The organism is Pseudomonas typographi, from assembly GCF_014694385.1.
In the GTDB taxonomy this organism is placed as follows: Bacteria; Pseudomonadota; Gammaproteobacteria; order Pseudomonadales; family Pseudomonadaceae; genus Aquipseudomonas; species Aquipseudomonas typographi.
On sequence record NZ_JAAOCA010000002.1, the window covers coordinates 177,708 to 198,845 of the forward strand.

A 21,138-nucleotide genomic window follows, 5' to 3' on the forward strand; every position below is an offset into this window, starting at 1 on the left:
CCGGTGCGCTCCGTCCCATATTTGTCGTGCGCTGGCTAGCGCTGAATCTGAGCTTTTAGTGAGTTGTAAATCCACCGCCCACGCACAAAGCGGCACCGATCAAAGAGTTCGCCGCTGAGCTGCATAACCAGCACAGCTCCTGTATAGATTGGCTTCGCATGAATTCCTTATGCAGGCCTGGTTGACAGGTCCGGGGCGCCCCAACAGCGACTTGCCGCCGTCGTCGTAGGCACTGGGTGGCGTTGGCGTAACGAGCGCCAATCGCACGCGCGGACGCACGACACGCCCGCCTCGCTCAGCGGAACAGCATTGCGCCATACGCCTGCGACTGGCCAACGCCACCCTTCAGCCCAACCTGCGCGCTACAGCAATACTTACTTCACCTGCAATTGCTCGCGCAAGTTTTTCACCTCGCTGCTCGTCACTGGCGCCGCGGCATTCCCCCAGCTGTTACGAACATAGGTGACTACGGCCGCCACGTTGTCATCCGAGAGGTTCCAGCCAAACGATGGCATCGCTGGGGCGGTGGGCGCAGCGTCGGTAGCCCCTGCACGGCTCCCTGACAACACCACCCGAATCATTGACGACGCATCAGCGTTATTGACCAATGGCGCATTCGCCAAGGTCGGGAACAAGCCTTCTACCCCTTGGCCCTTGCTAATATGGCAGGCCGAACAACGGTCAGCGTAGATCGCTTGGCCCGCCTTCATGGTGGGGTCGTTGGCCGCCAGTGGCTTCGGTACTTCAGCGGGGTTGGCGAAGTCCTTGAGGTATACCGCGACCGCCATCAGGTCTTCGTCTTGCCAATGCTGGGAGGAGTGCTCGACTTCCTCTGCCATCGGCCCTGAGGCGACATCAAAGCGGTTCGCCCCGGTCTTCAGGTATTGAACGATGTCCTCGGGGCGCCAACTGCCGATGCCTGAGTGATTGTTCGCGGTGAGGTCGGGTGCTACCCACCCCTGTAGGTTGGCCCCTTGAAGGAACTGGCCATTCTTGTCGCCCCCCGTGAGGTTTTTGGGCGTGTGGCAGGTGCCACAGTGCCCCAAACCCTGAACCAGGTAAGCACCACGGTTCCACTGCGCCGATTTTTGCGGGTCTGGCTGGTATTCACCCTGGGTAAAGTTCAACAGGTTCCAGCCGATCAGGCTCGCCCGCACGTTGAACGGGAATGGCAGTTGGTTGGTTTCCACCGCGTTGTCCGACGGATCCACCGTTTGCAAATAGGCCCAAAGGGCTTGGTTGTCTTCCCGGGATACCTTGGTATACGCCGTGAACGGCATGGCGCCGTAGAGGCGCTTGTCGCCGGGGCTATGGCCCTTGGACATGACATTCTGAAAGTCCTCGAACGACCATCGGCCGATGCCGTGGACCGGGTCGGGCGTTATGTTGGCACCCAACAGCTTGCCGAACGGCGTGTCCAGCACCACGCCGCCGGAAAACAGCGGTTTGCCGGGCAAGGTATGGCAGGCGGTACAGTCGCCGAGGGTGGCCAGGTAGCGGCCTTTTTCCACCAGGTTGTAGGAGTCTGCACCGGTGCCCGCGTGGGCATAGCCGATGGCCAGGCCGAGCACGCCGGCGCACATCGAAAGGGAGGCTTTCATACCGGGATCATCTCCCCTGGACGCTTAAGGTAGCGGCTACGGATGGCATCCGCCGCCTTGAAGGCCAGCGCACACACGGTGCCCGTAGGGTTATAGCCCGGGTTCTGCGGGAACGCCGAGGACCCCACCACGAACAGGTTCGGCACGCCCCACACCTGCAGGTGCTTGTTCACTGAGCTGGTGCCCGGGTTGGCGCCCATGATAAAGCCGCCGACGATGTGCGAAGACTGGTATGGCCTGCTGTCCCAGTGCCCCTGCTGGCTGCTCACCACGATTTCCCGTGGGTTCATGCTCTTGGCGATTTCAGCGACCTTGCCGATGCAATATTTCGCCATCTTGCGGTCGTTGTCCGGAAAGTCGAAGGTGATGCGCAGCAGTGGCCGCCCATGGGGGTCGGAGTAGGTCGGGTCCAGCGACAGGTAATTAGCGCGGACCGAATAACTGCTGGCCTCGCAACCAATCGACATGCTGCTCAGGTAGTTCTTCACCGTGGCCTGTTTCCACCCTTTGCCCCAGGTCGGGCTGCCCGGCGGCATCGGGCGGGAGTCGATGGGCGCGGCGCCGATCGGTGTGACTCGGGTGCTACCACCGCCCATGAAGCCAAGGCCTGAGTGGTCGAAGTTGTCGTTGTTGAATTCGTCGATACCCATGCCGATGGCGCCACCACCAATGAACGGGTTGAAGTTCTTGTCGTCGAAAAACAACCGTACGTTGTTGGCGGTCTGGTAGGCATAATTGCGGCCGGTGGTGCCGGTATTGGTGACTGGGTCATAGGGCGTGCCCACCCCAGACAGCAGCATCAGGCGTACGTTTTCGAAGATGAACGCAGCCACCACGACCAGCTCCGCCGGCTGTTCGAACTGCTCGCCGTTAGCGTCGGCATAGATCACTCCGGTGGCCTTGGTACCAGTACTGTCCATCACCACTTTCAACACTTCGGCGTTGGTGACCGCCTTGAAGTTCGGCTTGCGAATCAATGCCGGCAGTACCGTGGTAATGGCACTGGCCTTGGAGTAGTTGGCACAGCCGTAGTTGGTGCAGAAGCCGCAGTAAGTGCACGGCCCCATCTTTACGCCGAGGGAGTTGGTATACGGTTGCGACACCAATGCCGAGGGCACCGGGAAGGGTTTATAGCCAAAGTTGCGCGCGGCTTCGGCGAACAGTGTCGGCGCGTAGGTCTGCAGCGTGGGGGGGTTGGGATATTCCGCCGAGCGGGGGCCTTCGAAGGGGTTGCCACCGTCGATCAGCGTGCCTTTGATGTTGCCCGCCTTGCCCGATACACCGGCCAAGCGGTCAAACGCGGCGTAGTGGGGTTCCATCTCTTCCCAATCGGTGCCCCAGTCCTGCAGGGTCAGCTCGGCGGGCAGCTCTTTGCCGTAGCGCTCGGTGAGGTAGCTGTGCAGGCGGAATTCGTGCGGCTGAAAACGAAAAGCGATACCGGCCCAATGGTTGCCGGCGCCGCCGGTGCCGTTGCCAGGGTGGAACGATCCCCAACTGCGCAGCGGCAGCGCGGTTTCGCTGGCGTTGTTGCGCATGGTGCAGGTGTTCTGCCGGGTTCTGAGCATCAGCTCTTGGCGGCGGTTGTAGCGCAGTTCGTCGGCAGCCGACGCGACGTTGAAATCCCTGGCGGTATCGCGCCATGGCCCACGTTCGAAGCCGATAATGTTAAGGCCGGTGTCAGCCAGCTCGTTGGCGATGATAGATCCGGCCCAACCGAGCCCGACAACCACAACATCAGTGGAAGGTAGTTTCTTGGCCATGCGAATTAACCCTTCTGCGTCCAGGCGGAGCTACCGACAATAGAGAGCGGCACCAGATCAAGCTTTTGGTTATGCAACCCAATGTAATCGCGGTAGTCGTACCGCGCCCCGGGAAAACCGATCAACTTCCACGACACCATGTCTCGGTTGCCGCCATAGATAGGGTCGGCGAAAAAGCCTTCCATGGTGTTGCCCAGTACTTGTTGAAAAAAAAGCGGGCTGTCGATGCCATCGAGCGCGATCGTGCCTTTTTCCAGCCCCGCCAGGGTGGCGTCACGTTGTTCGGCGCCGAGGCCACTGAAGGGCTTTTTAAAGTTGGCCTGGCAGTATTTGGTGAGCCCGGCTAAGCCGAGCGTATAACGCTGGCGAGGATTGAGGGGCGATTGGTCGCCCTGCATCGCTGTACCGGGCTGAAATGGGCCTTCCTGATACAAGCGGGCGAACGTGCCATATTCACCGGCCAATTGGCGGTCGATGAACACCGCACAACCGGCGTCTTTGCCACTGACACTGAGTTCGTCAGCAGGAATCAATTGTTCAACGATGGCTTCGACCTCACGCGCTTGTTCGTCGGTGAAGTACTGCCACCCCGGCGTGTCATAGTGCAGGGGGCCGTTGTGGTCGAAGGGAACCCATTGCGGGGTGCCTGCGATGGTGGCCGCTTTAGCGGTCGCCGCCGCGCCCATGGCAACGGTGGTGGCGGATGACAATAGCAACTGCCTGCGTGTTACCCCCTTTGCGGGTTTCTCGATCATACAAGTCTCCTCGCAACAGGCTGCCCCGCGCCCTTGACCGCAAACGCCAAGGCGCGGCGAACACAAGCCTGTACACGGTCAATCACGGTTTTACCTTGACGAGCAAGGCGGCTTTTTTTGAAGGTGCGACTTTTTGGTAACGTGCGCGGCATTCCCTGCTGTGAAATAATAAACTACTTAGCTCAGTATCCGCGTTATGGCTACTTGTTATATAGATTAATTAGTTTTAAGCCGGCCAGCACGGGTAAAAATCGCAATAGACTGTTGCCCATAAGGTAACGATGGCTGAAAGCCCAAGCGCTGACTCAACACGCACATACGCAACTTGGAAGTGAATCCAAGTGCGATGAAAAATCCGCGGCTTTCGACACCATCAATTCAAGGCACATCGCGGGCCAACCAGCGTGCGCGCCAGCCTCGCGCTTGCGATGTTTCACACAGCCCGAGCCGAGTGGCAAAGGCTTACGGCCGTGAGCGCCAGCATCTTGGCTACGGTTTGCATTTCGCTGATGACGACATATGCGCCTTCAGGCCCTACAGCGGTGAACGCAGCGGTCGGGCCGTAGTTCACGGCGCTGATTTGCACAACCAAGCGGTGTCGCAGGCAGAGCAACACGCTGGCAAGATCGCGCCAATGTGGGTAGGGGGCTTTCCGGTGAGGTTTTTATAGCTGCTGCCCGGAGACTGCACGATTTGCGCATCTACCGTAACGTGCACCGGTTCCATCACCAAGCGCCGGCGCCCTTTGATAAAGTCCGGTGGCGGCCTCTCCATGGAGGCAGTGAAGTCGGCATCTGCTGCCTTGATAAGGTCTAGTTCGCGCTGTACGCCGGCCGGCCCGCTTTCAACGGTCTGGCCAGGGATGAATGCACATCGATAACGATGGTGCAGATGTCCGGCACGTACGGCGGTTCTGACAGGTAATGTTCGCCACGTCCGCTGAGGACGCTGCCGACATTGAGGCGCGGCAGCGGCGGATAGGGCTCGGTCGTGAAGGTCATGTGTTCTAGGTGCTGCAGCAGCAACGCCATTTCGTTCACAGCGTGCACGGTGTTCTCACGCTGGCTGAGGTGCCCGAAGCGGTCGATCACATGAATCGCGAAGTGCATGATGCCGCTGTGAGTCGTCGCGCCGTTGTCCGCGCCAAAGGGTTCGGTAATCACTGCCGCCAGATGCGAGTCCCGTTTTCCGCTCCAAATTATGATTTGGAGTTTGCTAAGTAGCGCGGTATATCGTTGAAAAAGGCCCTTAGGGCCTTTTTCGTTACATTCAGCCTATGTTGTGCCGCTCCCGGTACGGGCCGTAGCGCACTCAGGTGCGATGCGGTTGACCAGCACCATGCCGACGGTTGTCCACCATTGCTCCGCCGACGGGTCGGCCATGCGTGCTTCGTCTCGCGCAATCGCCTTCTGCCCGGGGCTGCGCAAAAAATCCTCCAGGTCGTTGAGGCTGGCGAAGCCCAACAGCGTGACTCCGTCAATACCGCTGGCCTGCGGGTGATACAGCGGATGGCCCGGTTCTGTCGGCCCAATGTTGTGAAGTTGCACATAGCGCCGGGCCCAACCGCCGGCCTGTTCGGCCACCAGCGGCGCATGTTCATGCAACCACCACTGCTGGAAGGCTTCGCGGCAGGTACCCTGGGCGCGCGCGTGGAGCTTCACCAGTGTCACGGCCTCGTTGCCGGTGGCACTGGGCAGGATGATGTACTGGCGCGAGAGCACTGGGGCGATGTCGCGGAAAATTGCCTGGTCTTCGGGCAGGATTTTCTCGCGCACCCGGGCATTGCCCAGCACCACGGCAATGTCCTCGGGGCCCGCGAAATTCAGGTAGGCGATGCCATCCCAACGTGGGCGCCGGTACGCCTCGATGTGGCCGATGACGGTAGGCCACAGCTTACCCTGCTCATCGACCGGTGCACGGTACGGCGGCGCATCGGTGTGGGTTGGCCCCGGCGTAAAGCGGTGTAACTGGTCATAGCGCAGCAGGCGCTCCAGGCTGCGATCGTCTGGCTCCTCGGCATGGATGAAACGCACGCCATGCACTTTGCGCCAATACTCCCCCCAGTGCTCGAAGTTGAGATTCGAGTTGCTCTCGAAGGCATTGGCAGCGGCATCAGCCGCCGGGTCGGCGATAACCCGCCCGGCAGCGGTGAGCAGGTGATTGTCGGCCCGTCGCCGCTCATGCAGCGGTGTGTTGTCGGCACGCGAGAGCAGCGAGCACAATACGGTGAGCGGCTGGTCGCTGCCGGGCCGGGGGTGCAGGTATGGGGCGCGAAACAGCCGTTCCTCGATCGTCTTACTCATGGGGATGTTCTCCAACGATAGGGTGAAAAAAACCCACGGCCAGGGCCGCGAGCCCGGCCGCTGCCGCAAAGCCGTAGAGGCCGAGCATGCCCGCCTGCGCCCACGCCGCGTTGCCGATGGCGGCGCCTGCCGCCATACCGGCCATCGCGCCGGTCATCAGCAGGCCGTTGAGGCGGCTACGGGCCTGTGGGTCCAACCCGTTGACGATGGTTTGGTGCGAAACCAGCGCCGCCATCACGCCCAGGTCGAAGACCACGGCGCCGGCTGCCAGGCTCCAGAGGCTGGGCGGCAGAGTTTCCATGCCGAGGAACGCCACGATCACCAGCGCACAACCGAGGCGGATGGTGGGCAGCGGCCCGCGGCGGTCGGTGAGGCGGCCGAACCACGGGGAGGCGAAGGCGCCAGCGGCGCCGGCGATGCCGTAGCTGCCCGCCATGCCGGCGCCCAGGTGGAACGGCGGCGCCGCCATTACCAGGGCGAGCGTGGACCAGAACGCCCCCAGCGTTGATGCGAGCAGCGCCTGTGCCACCACAGCCAGCCGCAGGGCGCGATGCTGCCGCCAGAGGGTCCACAGGCTGGCGATCAGTGCGCCGTAGCGGCTGCGGCTGGCCGGCGGCAGGTTCGGCACGGTGCCCCAGGTGATCGCCATCACCCCGAGCATCAGGCCGGCCGCCACGAACTGCATGGCCCGCCAGCCCAGTGACTCGGCGACCCAACCGCCCAGGGTGCGCGACAATAGGATGCCGCTGAGCAATCCGGTGGTGACGGTGCCCACGGCCCGGCCACGGTACTTGTCGGGGGCCAGTTGTGCGGCGATCGGCACGAAGTCTTGGCCGATGCTGCCCAGCAGCCCAACGGCGAAGTTGGCGATCACCAGCCAGCCGAGCCCAGGGGCGACGCCGGCCCCCAGCAGGGCCAGCACCAGCAGCACCGCTTTGGCTAGGATCAGCCGCCGTCGCGGCAGCACGTCTCCGAGCGGGGCCAGCAACAGCATGCCCAACGCGTTACCGATCTGTGTCAGGGCAGGCAACCAGCCGACCCGTTCCGGGCTGGCGCCAAACTCGGCCTGCACCAGGGACAAACCCGGCTGGAGGTAGTAGACGTTCGCCACGCCCAGCCCGGCGCAGGTTGCTAGCAGTAATAACGCGCCGTTCGGGCGGGACGTGAACATGAGAGCCGATTGCGGCATCGAAGCCTCGCAGGAAAATCGGCAGCCCTGGAGGCTGCGCCAGCGAGACATGTTATTGACGAATTACGTTTCGATATATGATCCACGAGTCGCAATAGAGTTGATCATAATTCGTCAATAGGTACGCCATGAATACGCCAGACCCGTTCCGAGGCATCGCCGTCTTCATGCAGGTCGTGCAGGCCGGCAGTTTCACGCTCGCGGCCGAGCGGCTGGACATGAGCAAGTCGGGAGTCGCCAAGAGCATTGCCCGTTTGGAAGCCACGCTGGGCGTGCGGCTGTTCCAGCGAACCACGCGCCGCCTGAGCCTGACCGAGCAAGGCCGCCAGTTCGGCGACGGCTGCCTGCGGGCCTTGGCGGAGCTGGAGGGCGCACAGGCACTGGTGACGGCACAGCGGCAGGAACTGGCCGGGCGTTTGCGCGTCGATCTGCCCGTGGTCTTCGGCCGCCGCTGGGTGCTGCCGGCGCTGCTGGAGATCGCCGCGAAGCACCCCGCGCTCGAACTGGACGTGAGCCTGACCGATCGCCGGGTCGATCTGGTCGAGGATGGCATCGACCTGGTGATCCGCATCGGGCCGCTGCAAGACAGCGCTACGCTGGTTGCCAAGTCCCTGGGCGTGCAGCAGGCGGTGCTGGTGGCGCATCCCGACTACCTGGCCCGGCACGGCCAGCCGCAAACCCCGGACGACCTGCACCGCCACGCCTGCATCACTTTCGGCAGCGGAGGGCAGGCGCGGCCCTGGCACTTCCTCGACCGCCACGGCCGCAGCCAGCCACTGGCGGTGCGCGGGCGGCTGGGCCTGAACCATAGCGAAGCCATCTTGGACGCGGCACTGGCCGGGCATGGCATCGCGCTGCTATCCGACTGGCTGTTGGCCGAGCACTTGGCCGCCGCGCGGTTGACACGGGTGCTACCCGAGGCACGAACCCAGGGCTTTCCGATCCATGCGGTTTGGCAGAAGAACCTGCACGTGTTGGCCAAGGTTCGGCGCGTCGTCGATGAGCTGGCTGAACGGTTCGTACCCCGGCCACCTTGGCAGGTCGTATCCATCGATGGCGCAGGCGCGATGCCGTGATGGCTCGTTTCTGCATGCGGCCGTTCAACCGCATGGATGACCTGGACCTCTTCGGCCACGGCGGCCGGCTTGCGACGCTGCACCATGCCCATCGGCCGGCCAAGGGCGCTTTTCCGTTCCGGCGAAAGCACCCGCAAGCCGTTGGCTGCCCCCGCTTTTTGAGCCTATCCATAAGCGGCGAGGGTGGCCGTTCACAGCGCCAACACTAGCCGCCGTTCGTATCCCAGACGGCTACGATACGCGGTGCCGCAGTCCACCCAACCCAGGCTGAGGTACAGGCCAAGCGCTGGCCGGTTTTCCGGGTCCACAGAGAGCATCAACTGCCTGACGCCCGGCCAAAGCGTGCGGGCCAGCGCTGGCAGGGCTTGCAAACAGTGTTTGCCCAGCCCGCGGCCTTGCCACTGCACATCGATCATCAGGCCATGCAAGGTGGCGGTGCCCGGGTCTGCCCAGGGCGGTAAGAGCGCCCCATGCTTAAGCACGAAGAACCCACGCGGCGCGTTATCCACCAACAATGCAAAGCCGCGGGCATCATCCTTCGCGGCGGATGCCAAGGCGTGCAAGGCCGCGAAAATGCCCCCGACATACTGCTGCTGCTCAGGGGGCAATTCGAGCTGTTCGAGTGCTTGGCGCTGAAGCGGGCCCAGGGCTTCATAGTCGACGACGTGGGTTTTCATGTTTCACGGCCTTGGTCCGTACCTGGAGGCATTATGGCGCGGTGCTTACGCTTGTGTCCCACCTGCGTCAGCGCTTGCCCAATTCATCATGATTTGGCCAGGTCAGTTCTGCTGTCACGGTCCAACTGCGCTTGCAACTGGGCACGGTAGTCCGGATGGGCAATGTCCAGCATTTTGGCCCTGCGCTGGTCTAGCGTCAGCCCGCGCAAATCGGCCACGCCGAACTCGGTGACGATTACCCCGGCGTCGCTACGCGGGATGGTCACCGGGCCGCTCAACTGGGCGACGATCCGGCTGTGGCTGCCCGCCGTCGCAGGCAGCGCGATAATGGGTAAGCCCCCTTTGGAGCGCTGCGCGCCGCGAATGAAATCCAGCGCCCCACCCACCGCGCCCACATAGCTGCCCGCGGCGACCTCCGAATTGATCTGCCCGGTCAGGTCGACTTCCACCGCCGAGTTGATCGCCACCAGCCGGTCGGTGCTGGCCAACACCTGGGCGTCATGTGTATAGCGCGTCGAGCGCAGTTCGATGGCCGGGTTGTGGGAGGCAAAGTCGTGCAATACCCGGCTACCCATTAGGATGCCGCCAATGCTGATGCCACGATCCCTGGTTTTACGCTGGTTGGTGATCACACCGCGTTGCATCAGGCGCGCGACACCATCGCCCAGGCTGCCGGAATGCACCCCCAAATCACGGTGCTCGCCCAACGCACCCAATACCGCATCGGGGATCGCACCGATGCCCATCTGTAGCGTCGACCCATCTTCGATCAACTGTGCGATATGCGCGCCAATGCGTTGATCGCTGTCGCGAATGCGGCTGGTCGGGTTTTCCATCGGCGCGCGGTTGGTGTACAGGATCGCGTGCAAATCTTCCGCGCCCAGGGTGCGCTCTGCATAGGTCCACGGCGCTTGGCGGTTGACCTCGGCAATCACCACGCGGGCATGTTCCAGGGCGGGCAGCAGGTATTCACTGGCGATGCTCAGGCTGTAGCGGCCGTTGCCATCGGCGGGGGCCAGTTGCAGCAGCAACACGTCAATGCGCAGGGCGCCGCTGGCGATCAGTGCCGGCAATTGCGAGTAATGGCTCGGCAGGATGCCCAACAGGCCAGCGTTGGCCAACGCCCGGTTGGAACCGGCCCCGCAATACGCCAGGAATTCGACACAGTCGGCATGTTCCGGCAGGCATGTTCGGCTGTTGGCAATGCCCAGCATCACCTTGAACTGGCCAATCTTCCTGCGTTGGGCCATCAAGGCTTGGGTCAGCGGCAGCGGCTCGGCGTTGGCCTGGCCCCACATCACGGTGTCGCCAGGGCGGACCAGGCTGGCCAGGTTCAACGAATCGAGGTGCAGTAGCTCGGGCATGGCGAATTCTCAACAACCTACCCCGCCGCGCCCTGTTCAACTGGCCAACGGTAGTAGCGTGGCGGTGGGTAGCGGCGGCCTGGCGCCGCCGTAATCTTCAAATGATCGAAGAGGGATGCTTGGCCAACGGCGTGACGTGAATCGTCATGAAGGGGAACAGCGGCAGGCTCGACAGCAACTCGTGTAATTCATCGTTGCTGGCTACATCGAGAATGCTGATGTTCGAGTACTGCCCAACGATGCGCCACAGGTGCGGCCATTTACCGGCTTCTTGCAACTCGGTAGCGCGCTTTTTCTCAGCGGCCTTGATCGTTTCCACTTTTTCCGCAGGGATATCGCGGGGGATGTTGACGTCCATCTTTACGTGATAAAGCATCGCTTCTACTCCAGCTTGGCGCTTGTTATTTATGGCTTAACGGATGGTTGAAACCTGAGCGGGTGGGTCTTCAGCCTCGGCCCCCAACTTCGCGTCTACATCTTCCAGGCGCACGCCACGGGTTTCTGGCAGCAAATACACGGCGGTAATCGAAAGGGCATAGGCCACCAGGCAGAAGCCGCCGATGGCCTGGGCCAGCCCGAAGCGCTCGGACAGTACACCCACCCCAGCGATCGATAACGCCCCCAGGGATTTACCCAGGTTGTAGGAAAACCCCATGCAGGTGGTGCGGATGTGGGTGGGGAACAACTCGCTGAGGAACGGGCCAAGCACCGCAAAGATCCCGGTGGCGAAGGCGCCGACCGGAAAGCTCATCAGCATCAGCAGCGCCGGGCTCATCGGGACCAGCATGTAGACCACGGTGAACACCCACGCCCCGACGCAGAACACCAGCAGCGCCGGGCGGCGCCCGAAACGGTCGGCCAGGTAAGAGGTGAGCACGAAGCCTGCGAACGCACCGGCACACATGATCAGCATGGTTGCCACCACCGGCCCCGGCTTGAGCCCGCGAACCTGGACCATCAGCGTCGGTAGCCAGGCCATGATGGTGTAGGCCGCAGCCTGTAAGCCGGTCACCAGCAGGGCGCCGAGCAAGGTAAGGCGGATCACCGAAGGGCGGAAGGCAGACAGCAACGAGGCTTTTTCCTCGGTCTTGGCCTTGGCTTCGTTGAAGATCCGGGCATCCTTGACGTTACGGCGGATGAACAGCACGCAGGACGCTGGAATGACGCCGACCCAGAACGCGACACGCCAGGCGGTTTCCGCGGGCAGATACGCCAGCAGCCCGGTCATGATCACGGCCGACAACGCCCAACCCACGGAAAACCCGCTTTGCACGAAGCCCATCGCCTTGCCGCGGTGTTCCGGGCGGATGACCTCGGCCATCAGTGCCGCACCCACCGCCCACTCACCGCCAAAGCCCAACCCTTGCAGGGTGCGCACCACCAGCATTTGTTCGTAAGTTTGGGTGAAGCCTGCCAGGGCACCCAGCAGGGTGAACCAGCAAATGGTGAACATCAGGATGCGTGTGCGGCCGTAGCGGTCGCTGAGGATGCCGGCAATCCAGCCGCCCAATGAAGCCGAGAGTAGGGCGGCCGTGCCGAGCACCCCGGCCTCGCCCTTGGAGATCTGCCATACCGCCATGAGCGTGGGCAGCAGGAAGCTGAACATTTGCGCATCGTATGTATCCAGCGCCCACCCGGAAAAACAGGCCCAGAAAGTCTTGCGCTCCTGCGAGGAGCCGGTTTTATACCACTCGAACATGGCACTGCCCTTCTTGTGTTGACTCTTTTTATTGGAGTGCCCCTGGGGTGGCGGGGCCATGGCCAGGAGCATGCGACACTTTGCGCGTATCACCCATTTGCCTTTGCGAAACACCGCCTTCCAAGTTGGCTAAAGCTCACGCATCGCGAGGCGAAATCAAAAGGTCCTGCGCCATGCTGGCGACCAGGCGGCCGTCACGCTGGTAGATGTGCGTCATTGCCAGGCCGCGGCCCGAGAGGCTGTGCAGCGCATCGTTAACGAACAGCAACCATTCGTTGACGTTGATGGCCAGGCTGTGGAACCACAGCGTATGGTTGAGGTTGCTGACGTAATAGTGTTGCCACAACTCCAGCATGCCTTTGCGCGGGGCCAGGCTCGCGTTCAGCCAACTGTCGGAAAGATAAGCGAGCGCGGCATGGTGCAAGCAACCCTCGCTGGGTAGCGCTTGGTTCAAGCGCACCCAATAGCTGATTTCCCGCTGTTCGGCGGCGTGTTCAAAATAGCCTTCGGGGTGGACCGGGCGAATGTCCAACACGGGCCGGGCATTGAAACGTAGCTGCACCGCTTCGCTATCGTGCGGGTAGCGCTCGGCCAGTTCGGCCAGGGTGGGCAGGCTTTCCGGCGTTGGTACCGGGTGCTGCAAGCGCTGCGGGTTGCCGGGGTCGGCCTGCGCCACTTGAAAACTGGCATTGGCACTGAGTACCAACCCCGTACCCTGTACCCCATACACATGCCGGGTAGACAAGCGCCGGCCGTCTTGTAAGGGTTCGACGCTGTACTCAATGGCTTCCTGCGGGCGCGCGCCCTGTAAGAAGGTTATCTGCAGCATGCTGGGGCTGCGCCCATCCACGGTTTGCGCAGCAGCCCACAAGGTTTGCCCGAGCAATTGCCCGCCGTAGACCCGCCCATTGGCATTGGTGTCGCACACGCAACTGCGCCAGTTTTGCCGACCGGCTGATTCCAACGTAAGCAGTTCGGTCAGGTCACGCTGGTCCCAGCGCCAATCGCTTTTCATCGTGGCGTGGCCGCCAGGGCGCCTCGGCTGGGCGTGGCTTCAGGGTGGGTGCCGTGGTCGGAAACGACGGCGGTAAAATCCAGTGGCACGCTGGTGATCGCTTGCAGTTGTTCGCAGGTGATGTCGCCGATCAGCTCGACCACTTTCACGCCGCTGGCGGTGATGTCCAGGGTGGCGAGCTCGGTATAAACCCGGCTTACGCAGCCCAGGCCGGTCAGGGGGTAGGTACAGGCAGGCAGTAGTTTGCTGCGCCCGTCCTTGCCCAGGTGCTCCATCATCACGAATACGCGCTTGGCGCCAATGGCCAAGTCCATGGCCCCGCCCACCGCGGGGATCGCATCCGGGGCTCCAGTGTGCCAGTTGGCGAGATCACCGCTGGCCGACACCTGGAAGGCGCCCAGCACACAGATGTCCAGGTGGCCACCGCGCATCATGCCGAACGAGTCCGCATGGTGGAAAAACGCAGCGCCAGGGGCCAGCTCGATGGGTTCCTTGCCGGCGTTGATCATGTCCCAGTCTTCTTCCCCCGGGGCCGCCGCCTGCCAGCGCCCCAGCACGCCGTTTTCGCTGTGCAGGAAGTAATCTTTGTCTCGCGGCAGGTGGTTGGCGACCAAGGTTGGCAAGCCGATGCCGAGGTTGACATAGGAACCTTCGGGGATATCCCGTGCCACCCGCTGGGCCATGGCAATGCGTACGTGCTTATCCATAATCATTATCCCGCCTGGTTCAAAGAAGCTGCAGCCTTGGCCGAGGGTTCGCGCAACACCAGGTGCTTGACGAATATCCCTGGCGTGACCACGGCTTCAGGGTCCAGCGCACCGAGTTCGCAGAGCTGTTCGATGGAGGCAATGGTGTTTTTCGCCGCCATGGCCATGACCGGGCCGAAGTTGCGTGCGGTCTTGCGAAACACCAGGTTGCCCCAGCGATCGCCGGCCTGCGCCTTGATGAGCGCGTAGTCCACGCAAATGGGGTATTCCAGCACGTAGTTGCGCCCATCGATGGTGCGGGTTTCCTTGCCCTCGGCGAGCAAGGTGCCAAAGGCCGTGGGGGTATAGAAGGCGCCGATGCCGCAACCGGCCGCGCGCAGGCGTTCGGCGAGGTTACCTTGGGGTACGATCTCCAGTTCGATCTGGCCCGCACGGTACAACGCCTCGAATACGTGTGACCCTGCCATGCGCGGATAGGAGCAGAGGATGCGGCGCACCCGGCCGGCCTTGAGCAGCGCGGCAAGGCCGGTGTCGCCCTGGCCGGCATTGTTGCTGACCAGCGTGAGGTTGCGCGCGCCCTGGTCGATCAGCGCATTGATCAGGTCATCTGGCATGCCGGCGCCGCCGAACCCACCCACGGCGATGGTCGCCCCATCGGGAATCTTGGCCAGTGCCGCCTGTGCGCTGGGGGAAAGCTTGTCGATCATGGCTGTTGTCCTTGTTTTGAATTCATCCACCGCCATCGCCCGGCGCACCGGTGTGAGCAACGGTGATCCAGGAAAGGGCGACGCATCGGGGTGCGTGGCCTCGACGCATCTCCCTTCCTGGCTGAATCAGCTTGCCCAAGGGCGGCCGGTGTCACAATTTCAGTCTTCGGAAGGCTCGGTTAACCGGCGATTAACGGCTGTGCTACCCAGCGTTTCATACGCCGGCTACGCTCACCGTCATGCCGCCGCACACGTACAGCACTTGGCCGGTGACGAAACCGCTGCGGGCATCCAGGAAGAATGACGAAGCCTGGGCGATATCCGCGGGTACGCCGAGGCGCTTGACCGGGACCGAGTCGATGATCGCCTGGGTTCGCGGGCTGTCTGGCGGGTTGGCTTTTTCGAACAGTTCGGTACGGATCGGCCCCGGCCCGATGGCGTTGGCGGTGATACCGAAGCGCCCCAATTCCAATGACCAGACGCGCGTCATGCCCAGCAAACCGGCCTTGGTCGCCGCATAGGCACTGCGCAGTTCCTTGCCCAGGGCCGCCCGCGACGACATATTGAGGATGCGGCCGAAACCGGCCTGTTTCATTGCGGGTAACAGCGCCTGCATGCATTGCAACGAGCAACGCAGGTTGAGTGCCCAGACCCGTTCAAGTTCTTCGAAACTCTGCTCTTCGGCGCTGTTGGGGCAAACCATGCCGACATTGTTGACCAAGCGGGTGATCGGCCCGGCGGCCAAGGCTTGTTGCAACGCGTGGGCGGTGGCCTTCAAGTCGCTGAGGTCAGCGATTAAGCCGTTGCCGATTCGGTCGATAATCACCGGTTCATAGCCGTCTTCGAAGCAGCGCTCGGAAATCGCGGCGCCGATACCAGAGGCGCCTCCGGTAATCAATACACGTTCTTTGGGCACTGAGGTGTCTCCTTCCTAGACGGTAGCGACAGGGTTAAGTGGCGCCCCCACCGCGCCCGGCAGGCGCAAGGGCGGGGCGGTCAGCAAGAAGCGATTACGCTGGTTGGCGCGCAGCCAACGGGCCAACGGCGTGAGGTGCCACAGCTCGCCCAGGTGCACGCCGAGTTTGAACAGGCAGTGATTGTGCAGGGGCATTACCGAGCAACAGTCGCCGCCGTGCCCGTTGGGGAAAATTTCCACGGAGTAATTGTCCGCCGCGATGGCGACCAGCCCGCTGTCGGTAATCCATTGCAACAAGCGCGAGTCGTTGCCGTCGAGCACCGTGCCGAGGTTTTCCAGCGCCTTGGCATCGGGCTGCTTGTTCATGCCCAGCAGGGCTTCGGCATAACCGGTGTGCAGGCAAACGATATCGCCGGGCTCGACCTGAACGTTATCGGCGTCCAGCACCCGCATCAGTTCGTCATAACCGATATGGGTGCGGGCATCGCCATAGTGGTGATGCAGGTCGATCATCACCCCGCGGCCTTGCACACAGGTTTCGGCCATGCGTTCGATACCCAGGGCGTGGGCACAGGAGGTGCTGTGCGGGGCAATCTCGCCATGCAGGCCGCAATCGGCAATATCGCTGGGGCCCACCACATCGGTATTGGCGGCAAAACCGTTGTAATAAAGCGGCTCCGCCACACCGTCGCCATCGGCGTCGAACAGCGCGCCCACGTGGGACAGCGCGTCCCATTGGGTGGAGTATTGCAGGTGCAGGATGGCCAGGTCGTCGCTGAGTACGTCCGGCCGGCCGGCCTCGATGCGGTCATATTGGTAGTTCATGTTGACCCCGCCCTTACGCAGCAGTGGGCGTAGGATCGGCGGTAGGCGGTTGACGTTCATCGCATTGCCGCCTGGGTAATCCAGTGGCAGGCTCAAGCAGAAGGCCAGGCCCTGGCGAACTTCCGCGATGCCTTGCAGCACTTTTTCGGGGGTCAGCAAATTGAGCCGACCTTTCTGGTCATCGGGGCCGAAATCGCCCCAGTTCGAACCTTCAGGGCGATGTTTCCAACGCTGTTGAGTCATGAGGCCTTCCTGTTTTTATGGATATTGCGTTCAGCCGAACGCCCGAGCCTTGGGCCGTGAGGCTGCCAGACCGGTGAGGCACAGACAATTTTGCTTTTTAAAATGCCGCTTTAAGAATTGCTTAAAGCGGCTGGCTGGCTGGCCGCGGCGTGCGTGCGGCACCATTCGATCAGGCTGTTGGCGAAGTCCCGGGCAAAGGAAGACAGCCCGTCGAAGTCCTGCGCGCACAGTTGAAAAGTGCGTATCGCCCAAGGGTCGAGCAAGGTGCAGGAGCCGATCTTCTGTTGGCCCTTGAGCCGTGCGAAGCCGGCCTGGGGCACGATGGCGATGCCGGCGCCGGCTTCGACCATGCGCAAGATCGCATCGGAGCTGGCCACCTGCACGCGGATCGTCAATGGCGTATGCAGCGCGGCGGCGGCACGGCTGAGGAACACATGGATGGCGCTGCCTTCCAGCAACGAGACGAAGGCATACTGCAACGCTTCCTTGAAGAACACCTCGCCGTTGGCCAGCACAGGGTGGCCAAGCGGGGCGATCACCATCAGCCGGCTGGACACCAAATGCACACTTTGCAGCCCGTCGGTCACCACGCTGCCGGAAACGATGCCTAGGTCCGCACCGCCATCGCGAATACTGCGCACAATGTCGTCGCTCAAGCGTTCGCGCATGTCGATATGCACATCGGGGTGGGTCTTGAGGTATTCGCCCACTACCGGCGGCAGGTATTCGGTAATGGCCGTGGTGTTGGCCAACAGCCGTAATTGCCCCTTCAGGCCAATGGCGTACTCCTGCAAGTCGCCGGTCAGGAGTTCCAATTGGGCCAGTATGACCCGGGCATGTTGCAGGTAAGTTTTGCCTGCTTGGGTGAGCGTGACCCCCTGGGGCGAACGTTCGAGCAGGCGCATGCCCAGGTTATCTTCGAGGTTTTTGATGCGATTACTGGTCGCCGGCACTGAGAGAAACGAACGCTCGGCACCGCGCGTCAGGCTGCTGGTTTCCGCGATGTTGATGAACAACCGGAAATCGGTGATATCGAAATGCATCGCCATGATTATTGACTTCTTATTGCAGGGATAGCCCACGGTAATAGCGTGCACCGCCCCTGTCCATACAAGCCATACGGTTGCTTGCCCGGTGCTTTACCACTGTGCCGGTTCGAAACGAAAGCCCGCGCCTTCTCGGCGGATATAACCGCAATGCGGTTCGCCGAAGTGCACCGGCATCAGCAAGGCTTCGCGATCAGCGGCGCGGTTCAGAAAGTCCAGGCGCGTGTTGCGCGCGGTATCGGCCCAGATGCAATAACCGGAGTTGACGTCCGGGCGCGCGATCTGCAACGGGCTGTGGAAAATATCGCCACAGAACAGCCCTTCTTCGCCCCGCGAACGCACGCGGAAAGCCACTTGGCCGGGGCTATGCCCCGGGGCGGGCTCGACCACCAGGCAGTCGGCGATTTCCTGTGGTGGCTCGATCATCACCCCAAGGCCCTCATCGATGATCGGCATCACGCTGTCGAAGAACGAGTCACCAAACACGTCGATCACGCCTGGCGCCTTGTTTTTGCCCTCTCTGCAAAAAACGAAGTCTTCCTTGGGAATGTAGTAACGGGCGTTGGGGAAGGTCGGTACCCAACGGCCATCCTGCCACGTGGTATTCCACCCTACATGGTCGGAATGAAGGTGGGTCAGCACCACATGGGTGACCTTTTCCGGGGCCGCGCCGGCGGCGATCATCCACTCGCGCACCAAGGTGTTGAGCATGTTCATTCGCGGAATACCCGCGCGCGGCTTGAAGTTGCCGACGCCGGTATCGACCACGATGATGTTGTTGCCCGCGTGCACGATCCAGAACTGGATGGTGACGATCAGCTTGTTCATATGGGGCACCCAATGGTTGGGCGCCATTAACTGCTGATGCTCATCAAGCACGCTGCGGTCGATATCGGGAAACAGAAATGCCGGGTCATGGGTGGGCCCTGCATATTCGAGGATCCGGGTAACTTTGATATCGCCGATCATGCGTGATTGCATCATGGTAGTTTTCCTTTTTCTTATAATCAGGCAGCGTGGTCGCTAGGGGATACACGGTGTTGCGGGCTACTGATGAACGCCTCGTATATTTCGCGGCCTGCACGGTTGTGCAGAATGTATTGCTCGAACAAGGTAGTGACCCACTGCGGGCTTTGCACCGGCATAAAATGCCCCGACGCTACGTGTATGGCTTCGATATGGCTGGCCAGTGCTGCCAGCCGGTCGATCTCCGCCGGTGGACGCAGGCCATCGTACTCACCGGCGACCAGCAACGTCCGGGTTGGCACGTGCGGCAAGTCGCCCTCAAGCTCCATGCGTGCCAGCATCGAGAAGATGGCGGCGAAGCTCTGCGGGTCCGCGCCCAGCCAGCGAAGGGCGAAGCGTTCGAAAGCCTGCGGGTCACTGCGTAACGCCGCGGGCCAGGTTTTATCCAGTAACTGTGGGATCAGCGTTCGCAGGCCTTCGTGGCGAATCGCCGCGGCCCGCTCCAGGGTGGCTTGCCGCGCCTGGGGCGCCACACCACAGGCCGGAGACAAGCCGATCAAGTGGCTGACCCGTTGCGGATAACGGGCGGCGAAACGAATAGCGATGGCGGCCCCGACGGCAATACCGGCCAAGGCGATCGGCCCGTCGATGGCCAGTGCCGCCAGCAACGCGTGTAGGTCTTCGGCTTGGTCGTCGATGGTGGTGTCGCCAAGGATTTTTTCCGACAGGCCCGAACCGCGAACGTCATAGCGTAATGTTTGAAAGCGGCCACCGAGGTTCGCGCAAACGGTGTCCCAGCTTTCCAGTGTGCCGCCCATTTCATGAATCAATACCAGCGTGGGGCCGGTTTTGGCACCGAGCTCATAGCGCAGGGCATTGCCGTTTACCTTGATCCACTGCATTACGATACCCCGTCAAACCCGTTCGAATAGCGCCGCCATGCCTTGGCCGCCGCCGATGCACATGGTTTCCAGGCCATAGCGGACCTCTCGCCGGCGCATCTCATGCAGCAGGGTGGTCATGATACGCACGCCGGTGGCGCCAATCGGGTGGCCGAGGGAGATACCCGAGCCATTGACGTTGACCCGGTCAAAGTCTTGCAGGTCCCAGGCGCGCAGCACGGCCAAGGCTTGCGCGGCGAAAGCTTCGTTGACCTCGATCAGGTCCATATCGGCCAGCTTCAGCTGGGTACGCTGCAGCAGCTTGGCGACCGCGGGCACCGGCCCGATGCCCATGCGCGCCGGGTCGCACCCGGCCGCCGACCAGTCCACCAGGCGGGCGAGGGGTTGAAGGTTGTAGCGCGCGGCGTATTCGCGGGAAACTACTAGGCAACCGGCAGCGGCATCGTTTTGCTGGCTGGAATTACCCGCCGTGCAGACGCCTTCGGGCAGCAGCGTGCGCAAGCCGGCCATGCTTTCGACACTGGCCTCGGCGCGGATGCCTTCGTCCATGTCCACCCACTCGCTGGCGCCACGTTTGCGCGGCACCTCCAAGGCAATCACTTCATCGGCAAAGCGGCCTTCACGCCACGCCCGGGCGGCATTTTGATGGCTGCGCACGGCGAAGAGGTCGGCCTCTTCACGGCTGATGCCATAGTCGCGCGCCAGGTTCTCGGCGGTTTCCGGCATACCCGAGATGCGCCCGAAGCGAGCCTCGGGCTGTGAGCGCTCGCGGCCACGTTCTAGCCGGTCGTGCATTTTCACACTGCCGGCGCGGGCGCCCCAGCGCATGTCGTTGGTGTAGTACTCGATATTGCTCATGCTTTCCACGCCCACCACCATCACCGCTTCGGCATGCCCGGTCTGCACATGCATCGCGGCGTCGGCCACGGCCTGCAAACCCGAACCGCAGCGGCGGTCGAGGGTGTAGCCGGGCACCGCCAGGGGCAGGTCGGCAAGCAGCGCGGCATAGCGGCCCATACAGGGTGCTTCGCTGTTGGAATAGGACTGGGAAACGATGACTTCGTCCAGCGACTCTGGGGCCAGATCCAGGCGTTTGATCAGGGTACGAATCACCGTAGCCGCCAGATGATCAGCGCTCAGTGACGCCAGGGCACCACCGAATTTACCGATGGGGGTTCTCAGCGGCGACACGATCAAAGCGTCTTTCATAACCCAGGTACCTTTTATTGTTGGCGTGTGCGAAGCGTTGCCCAGCATGGCGCTGGTTCACGTGCCGGACAATTTCGTTTAGCAAAAGGCCGCCTTTCGTACTGCTTAACGGTGGCTGTATGGCCGGCATGTTTTCCTCGGTGCAAGTGGCGCTTAAGCAAATCCCAATACCCAACCC

At 62.2% G+C, this 21,138-nt stretch carries 20 protein-coding genes; 1 reads left to right on the plus strand and 19 read right to left on the minus strand.

Annotation, left to right across the window (positions count from 1 at the left end; translation table 11 throughout):
- Positions 1–374: 374 nt before the first annotated feature.
- The 6 genes from HAQ05_RS02145 to HAQ05_RS02170 all read right to left on the minus strand — a co-directional run bounded on the left by HAQ05_RS02145 (position 375) and on the right by HAQ05_RS02170 (position 7,590).
- Complete coding sequence (locus HAQ05_RS02145) at positions 375–1,601, minus strand: c-type cytochrome (RefSeq protein ID WP_190416939.1); 1,227 nt, start codon at positions 1,599–1,601, stop codon at positions 375–377.
- Entirely contained in the window at positions 1,598–3,361 is a 1,764-nt protein-coding gene (locus HAQ05_RS02150; RefSeq protein ID WP_190416940.1) for a GMC family oxidoreductase, read from the minus strand. The genes HAQ05_RS02145 and HAQ05_RS02150 overlap by 4 nt, the downstream gene beginning before the upstream one ends.
- Positions 3,362–3,366: 5 nt before the next feature.
- The gene (locus HAQ05_RS02155; protein ID WP_190416941.1) at positions 3,367–4,116 is read right to left on the minus strand and encodes a gluconate 2-dehydrogenase subunit 3 family protein; all 750 of its coding nucleotides are present in this window, start codon (positions 4,114–4,116) and stop codon (positions 3,367–3,369) included.
- 812 nt (positions 4,117–4,928) lie between these two features.
- Positions 4,929–5,279, minus strand: a complete 351-nt coding sequence (locus tag HAQ05_RS02160) for a peptidase dimerization domain-containing protein (protein WP_190416942.1) — start codon at positions 5,277–5,279, stop codon at positions 4,929–4,931.
- Between the two features lie 111 nt (positions 5,280–5,390).
- Complete coding sequence (locus HAQ05_RS02165) at positions 5,391–6,419, minus strand: EthD domain-containing protein (protein ID WP_190416943.1); 1,029 nt, start codon at positions 6,417–6,419, stop codon at positions 5,391–5,393.
- Complete coding sequence (locus tag HAQ05_RS02170) at positions 6,412–7,590, minus strand: MFS transporter (RefSeq protein ID WP_190416944.1); 1,179 nt, start codon at positions 7,588–7,590, stop codon at positions 6,412–6,414. Before HAQ05_RS02170 ends, HAQ05_RS02165 begins: the two co-directional genes overlap by 8 nt.
- Before the next feature lie 146 nt (positions 7,591–7,736).
- Between HAQ05_RS02170 and HAQ05_RS02175 the strand changes: the two genes are divergently transcribed.
- Complete coding sequence (locus HAQ05_RS02175; protein ID WP_190416945.1) at positions 7,737–8,684, plus strand: LysR family transcriptional regulator; 948 nt, start codon at positions 7,737–7,739, stop codon at positions 8,682–8,684.
- 191 nt (positions 8,685–8,875) lie between these two features.
- On the opposite strand, the gene HAQ05_RS02180 is transcribed toward HAQ05_RS02175, so the two are convergent.
- From HAQ05_RS02180 to HAQ05_RS02240, 13 genes are all read right to left on the minus strand, one after another.
- The gene (locus HAQ05_RS02180) at positions 8,876–9,361 is read right to left on the minus strand and encodes a GNAT family N-acetyltransferase (protein WP_190416946.1); all 486 of its coding nucleotides are present in this window, start codon (positions 9,359–9,361) and stop codon (positions 8,876–8,878) included.
- A gap of 86 nt (positions 9,362–9,447) precedes the next feature.
- Positions 9,448–10,725: an acetyl-CoA hydrolase/transferase family protein gene (locus HAQ05_RS02185; RefSeq protein WP_190416947.1), complete on the minus strand. Its 1,278-nt coding sequence runs from the start codon at positions 10,723–10,725 to the stop codon at positions 9,448–9,450.
- Positions 10,726–10,822: 97 nt separating this feature from the next.
- Positions 10,823–11,101 (minus strand): muconolactone Delta-isomerase, encoded by a 279-nt coding sequence (gene catC, locus HAQ05_RS02190; protein ID WP_190416948.1) that lies wholly within the window; start codon positions 11,099–11,101, stop codon positions 10,823–10,825.
- Positions 11,102–11,137: 36 nt separating this feature from the next.
- Positions 11,138–12,424 carry an MFS transporter gene (locus tag HAQ05_RS02195; protein WP_190416949.1) on the minus strand — a complete coding sequence of 429 codons (1,287 nt, stop codon included), beginning with the start codon at positions 12,422–12,424 and terminating at the stop codon, positions 11,138–11,140.
- Between the two features lie 136 nt (positions 12,425–12,560).
- Positions 12,561–13,439: an acyl-CoA thioesterase gene (locus tag HAQ05_RS02200; RefSeq protein ID WP_190416950.1), complete on the minus strand. Its 879-nt coding sequence runs from the start codon at positions 13,437–13,439 to the stop codon at positions 12,561–12,563.
- On the minus strand, positions 13,436–14,155 hold the full coding sequence (locus HAQ05_RS02205; RefSeq protein WP_420825736.1) for a 3-oxoacid CoA-transferase subunit B: 720 nt from the start codon (positions 14,153–14,155) through the stop codon (positions 13,436–13,438). The genes HAQ05_RS02200 and HAQ05_RS02205 overlap by 4 nt, the downstream gene beginning before the upstream one ends.
- Positions 14,152–14,853 (minus strand): 3-oxoacid CoA-transferase subunit A, encoded by a 702-nt coding sequence (locus HAQ05_RS02210; RefSeq protein ID WP_190416952.1) that lies wholly within the window; start codon positions 14,851–14,853, stop codon positions 14,152–14,154. Before HAQ05_RS02210 ends, HAQ05_RS02205 begins: the two co-directional genes overlap by 4 nt.
- Before the next feature lie 214 nt (positions 14,854–15,067).
- Positions 15,068–15,769: an SDR family oxidoreductase gene (locus tag HAQ05_RS02215; RefSeq protein ID WP_190416953.1), complete on the minus strand. Its 702-nt coding sequence runs from the start codon at positions 15,767–15,769 to the stop codon at positions 15,068–15,070.
- A 15-nt stretch (positions 15,770–15,784) separates the two neighbouring features.
- The gene (locus tag HAQ05_RS02220; protein WP_190416954.1) at positions 15,785–16,837 is read right to left on the minus strand and encodes a cyclase family protein; all 1,053 of its coding nucleotides are present in this window, start codon (positions 16,835–16,837) and stop codon (positions 15,785–15,787) included.
- A gap of 110 nt (positions 16,838–16,947) precedes the next feature.
- Positions 16,948–17,886: a LysR substrate-binding domain-containing protein gene (locus tag HAQ05_RS02225; RefSeq protein ID WP_190416955.1), complete on the minus strand. Its 939-nt coding sequence runs from the start codon at positions 17,884–17,886 to the stop codon at positions 16,948–16,950.
- A 90-nt stretch (positions 17,887–17,976) separates the two neighbouring features.
- On the minus strand, positions 17,977–18,867 hold the full coding sequence (locus tag HAQ05_RS02230) for an MBL fold metallo-hydrolase (RefSeq protein ID WP_190416956.1): 891 nt from the start codon (positions 18,865–18,867) through the stop codon (positions 17,977–17,979).
- Positions 18,868–18,890: 23 nt separating this feature from the next.
- Positions 18,891–19,751, minus strand: coding sequence for an alpha/beta fold hydrolase (locus HAQ05_RS02235; RefSeq protein WP_190416957.1), 861 nt, complete (start codon positions 19,749–19,751; stop codon positions 18,891–18,893).
- A 12-nt stretch (positions 19,752–19,763) separates the two neighbouring features.
- Positions 19,764–20,960, minus strand: a complete 1,197-nt coding sequence (locus HAQ05_RS02240; protein ID WP_190416958.1) for an acetyl-CoA C-acetyltransferase — start codon at positions 20,958–20,960, stop codon at positions 19,764–19,766.
- Positions 20,961–21,138: the final 178 nt, after the last annotated feature.

What these genes read in the sequence shown, in the direction of transcription:
- HAQ05_RS02165 (WP_190416943.1), bottom strand. Translation starts at nt 6,419, where the DNA reads ATGAGTAAGACGATCGAGGAACGGCTGTTTCGCGCCCCATACCTGCAC.
- HAQ05_RS02170 (WP_190416944.1), bottom strand. Translation starts at nt 7,590, where the DNA reads ATGTTCACGTCCCGCCCGAACGGCGCGTTATTACTGCTAGCAACCTGC.
- HAQ05_RS02235 (WP_190416957.1), bottom strand. Translation starts at nt 19,751, where the DNA reads ATGCAGTGGATCAAGGTAAACGGCAATGCCCTGCGCTATGAGCTCGGT.
- HAQ05_RS02180 (WP_190416946.1), bottom strand. Translation starts at nt 9,361, where the DNA reads ATGAAAACCCACGTCGTCGACTATGAAGCCCTGGGCCCGCTTCAGCGC.
- HAQ05_RS02175 (WP_190416945.1), top strand. Translation starts at nt 7,737, where the DNA reads ATGAATACGCCAGACCCGTTCCGAGGCATCGCCGTCTTCATGCAGGTC.
- HAQ05_RS02230 (WP_190416956.1), bottom strand. Translation starts at nt 18,867, where the DNA reads ATGATGCAATCACGCATGATCGGCGATATCAAAGTTACCCGGATCCTC.
- HAQ05_RS02200 (WP_190416950.1), bottom strand. Translation starts at nt 13,439, where the DNA reads ATGAAAAGCGATTGGCGCTGGGACCAGCGTGACCTGACCGAACTGCTT.
- HAQ05_RS02145 (WP_190416939.1), bottom strand. Translation starts at nt 1,601, where the DNA reads ATGAAAGCCTCCCTTTCGATGTGCGCCGGCGTGCTCGGCCTGGCCATC.
- HAQ05_RS02150 (WP_190416940.1), bottom strand. Translation starts at nt 3,361, where the DNA reads ATGGCCAAGAAACTACCTTCCACTGATGTTGTGGTTGTCGGGCTCGGT.
- HAQ05_RS02155 (WP_190416941.1), bottom strand. Translation starts at nt 4,116, where the DNA reads ATGATCGAGAAACCCGCAAAGGGGGTAACACGCAGGCAGTTGCTATTG.
- HAQ05_RS02220 (WP_190416954.1), bottom strand. Translation starts at nt 16,837, where the DNA reads ATGACTCAACAGCGTTGGAAACATCGCCCTGAAGGTTCGAACTGGGGC.
- HAQ05_RS02225 (WP_190416955.1), bottom strand. Translation starts at nt 17,886, where the DNA reads ATGGCGATGCATTTCGATATCACCGATTTCCGGTTGTTCATCAACATC.
- catC (WP_190416948.1), bottom strand. Translation starts at nt 11,101, where the DNA reads ATGCTTTATCACGTAAAGATGGACGTCAACATCCCCCGCGATATCCCT.
- HAQ05_RS02195 (WP_190416949.1), bottom strand. Translation starts at nt 12,424, where the DNA reads ATGTTCGAGTGGTATAAAACCGGCTCCTCGCAGGAGCGCAAGACTTTC.
- HAQ05_RS02210 (WP_190416952.1), bottom strand. Translation starts at nt 14,853, where the DNA reads ATGATCGACAAGCTTTCCCCCAGCGCACAGGCGGCACTGGCCAAGATT.
- HAQ05_RS02240 (WP_190416958.1), bottom strand. Translation starts at nt 20,960, where the DNA reads ATGAAAGACGCTTTGATCGTGTCGCCGCTGAGAACCCCCATCGGTAAA.
- HAQ05_RS02185 (WP_190416947.1), bottom strand. Translation starts at nt 10,725, where the DNA reads ATGCCCGAGCTACTGCACCTCGATTCGTTGAACCTGGCCAGCCTGGTC.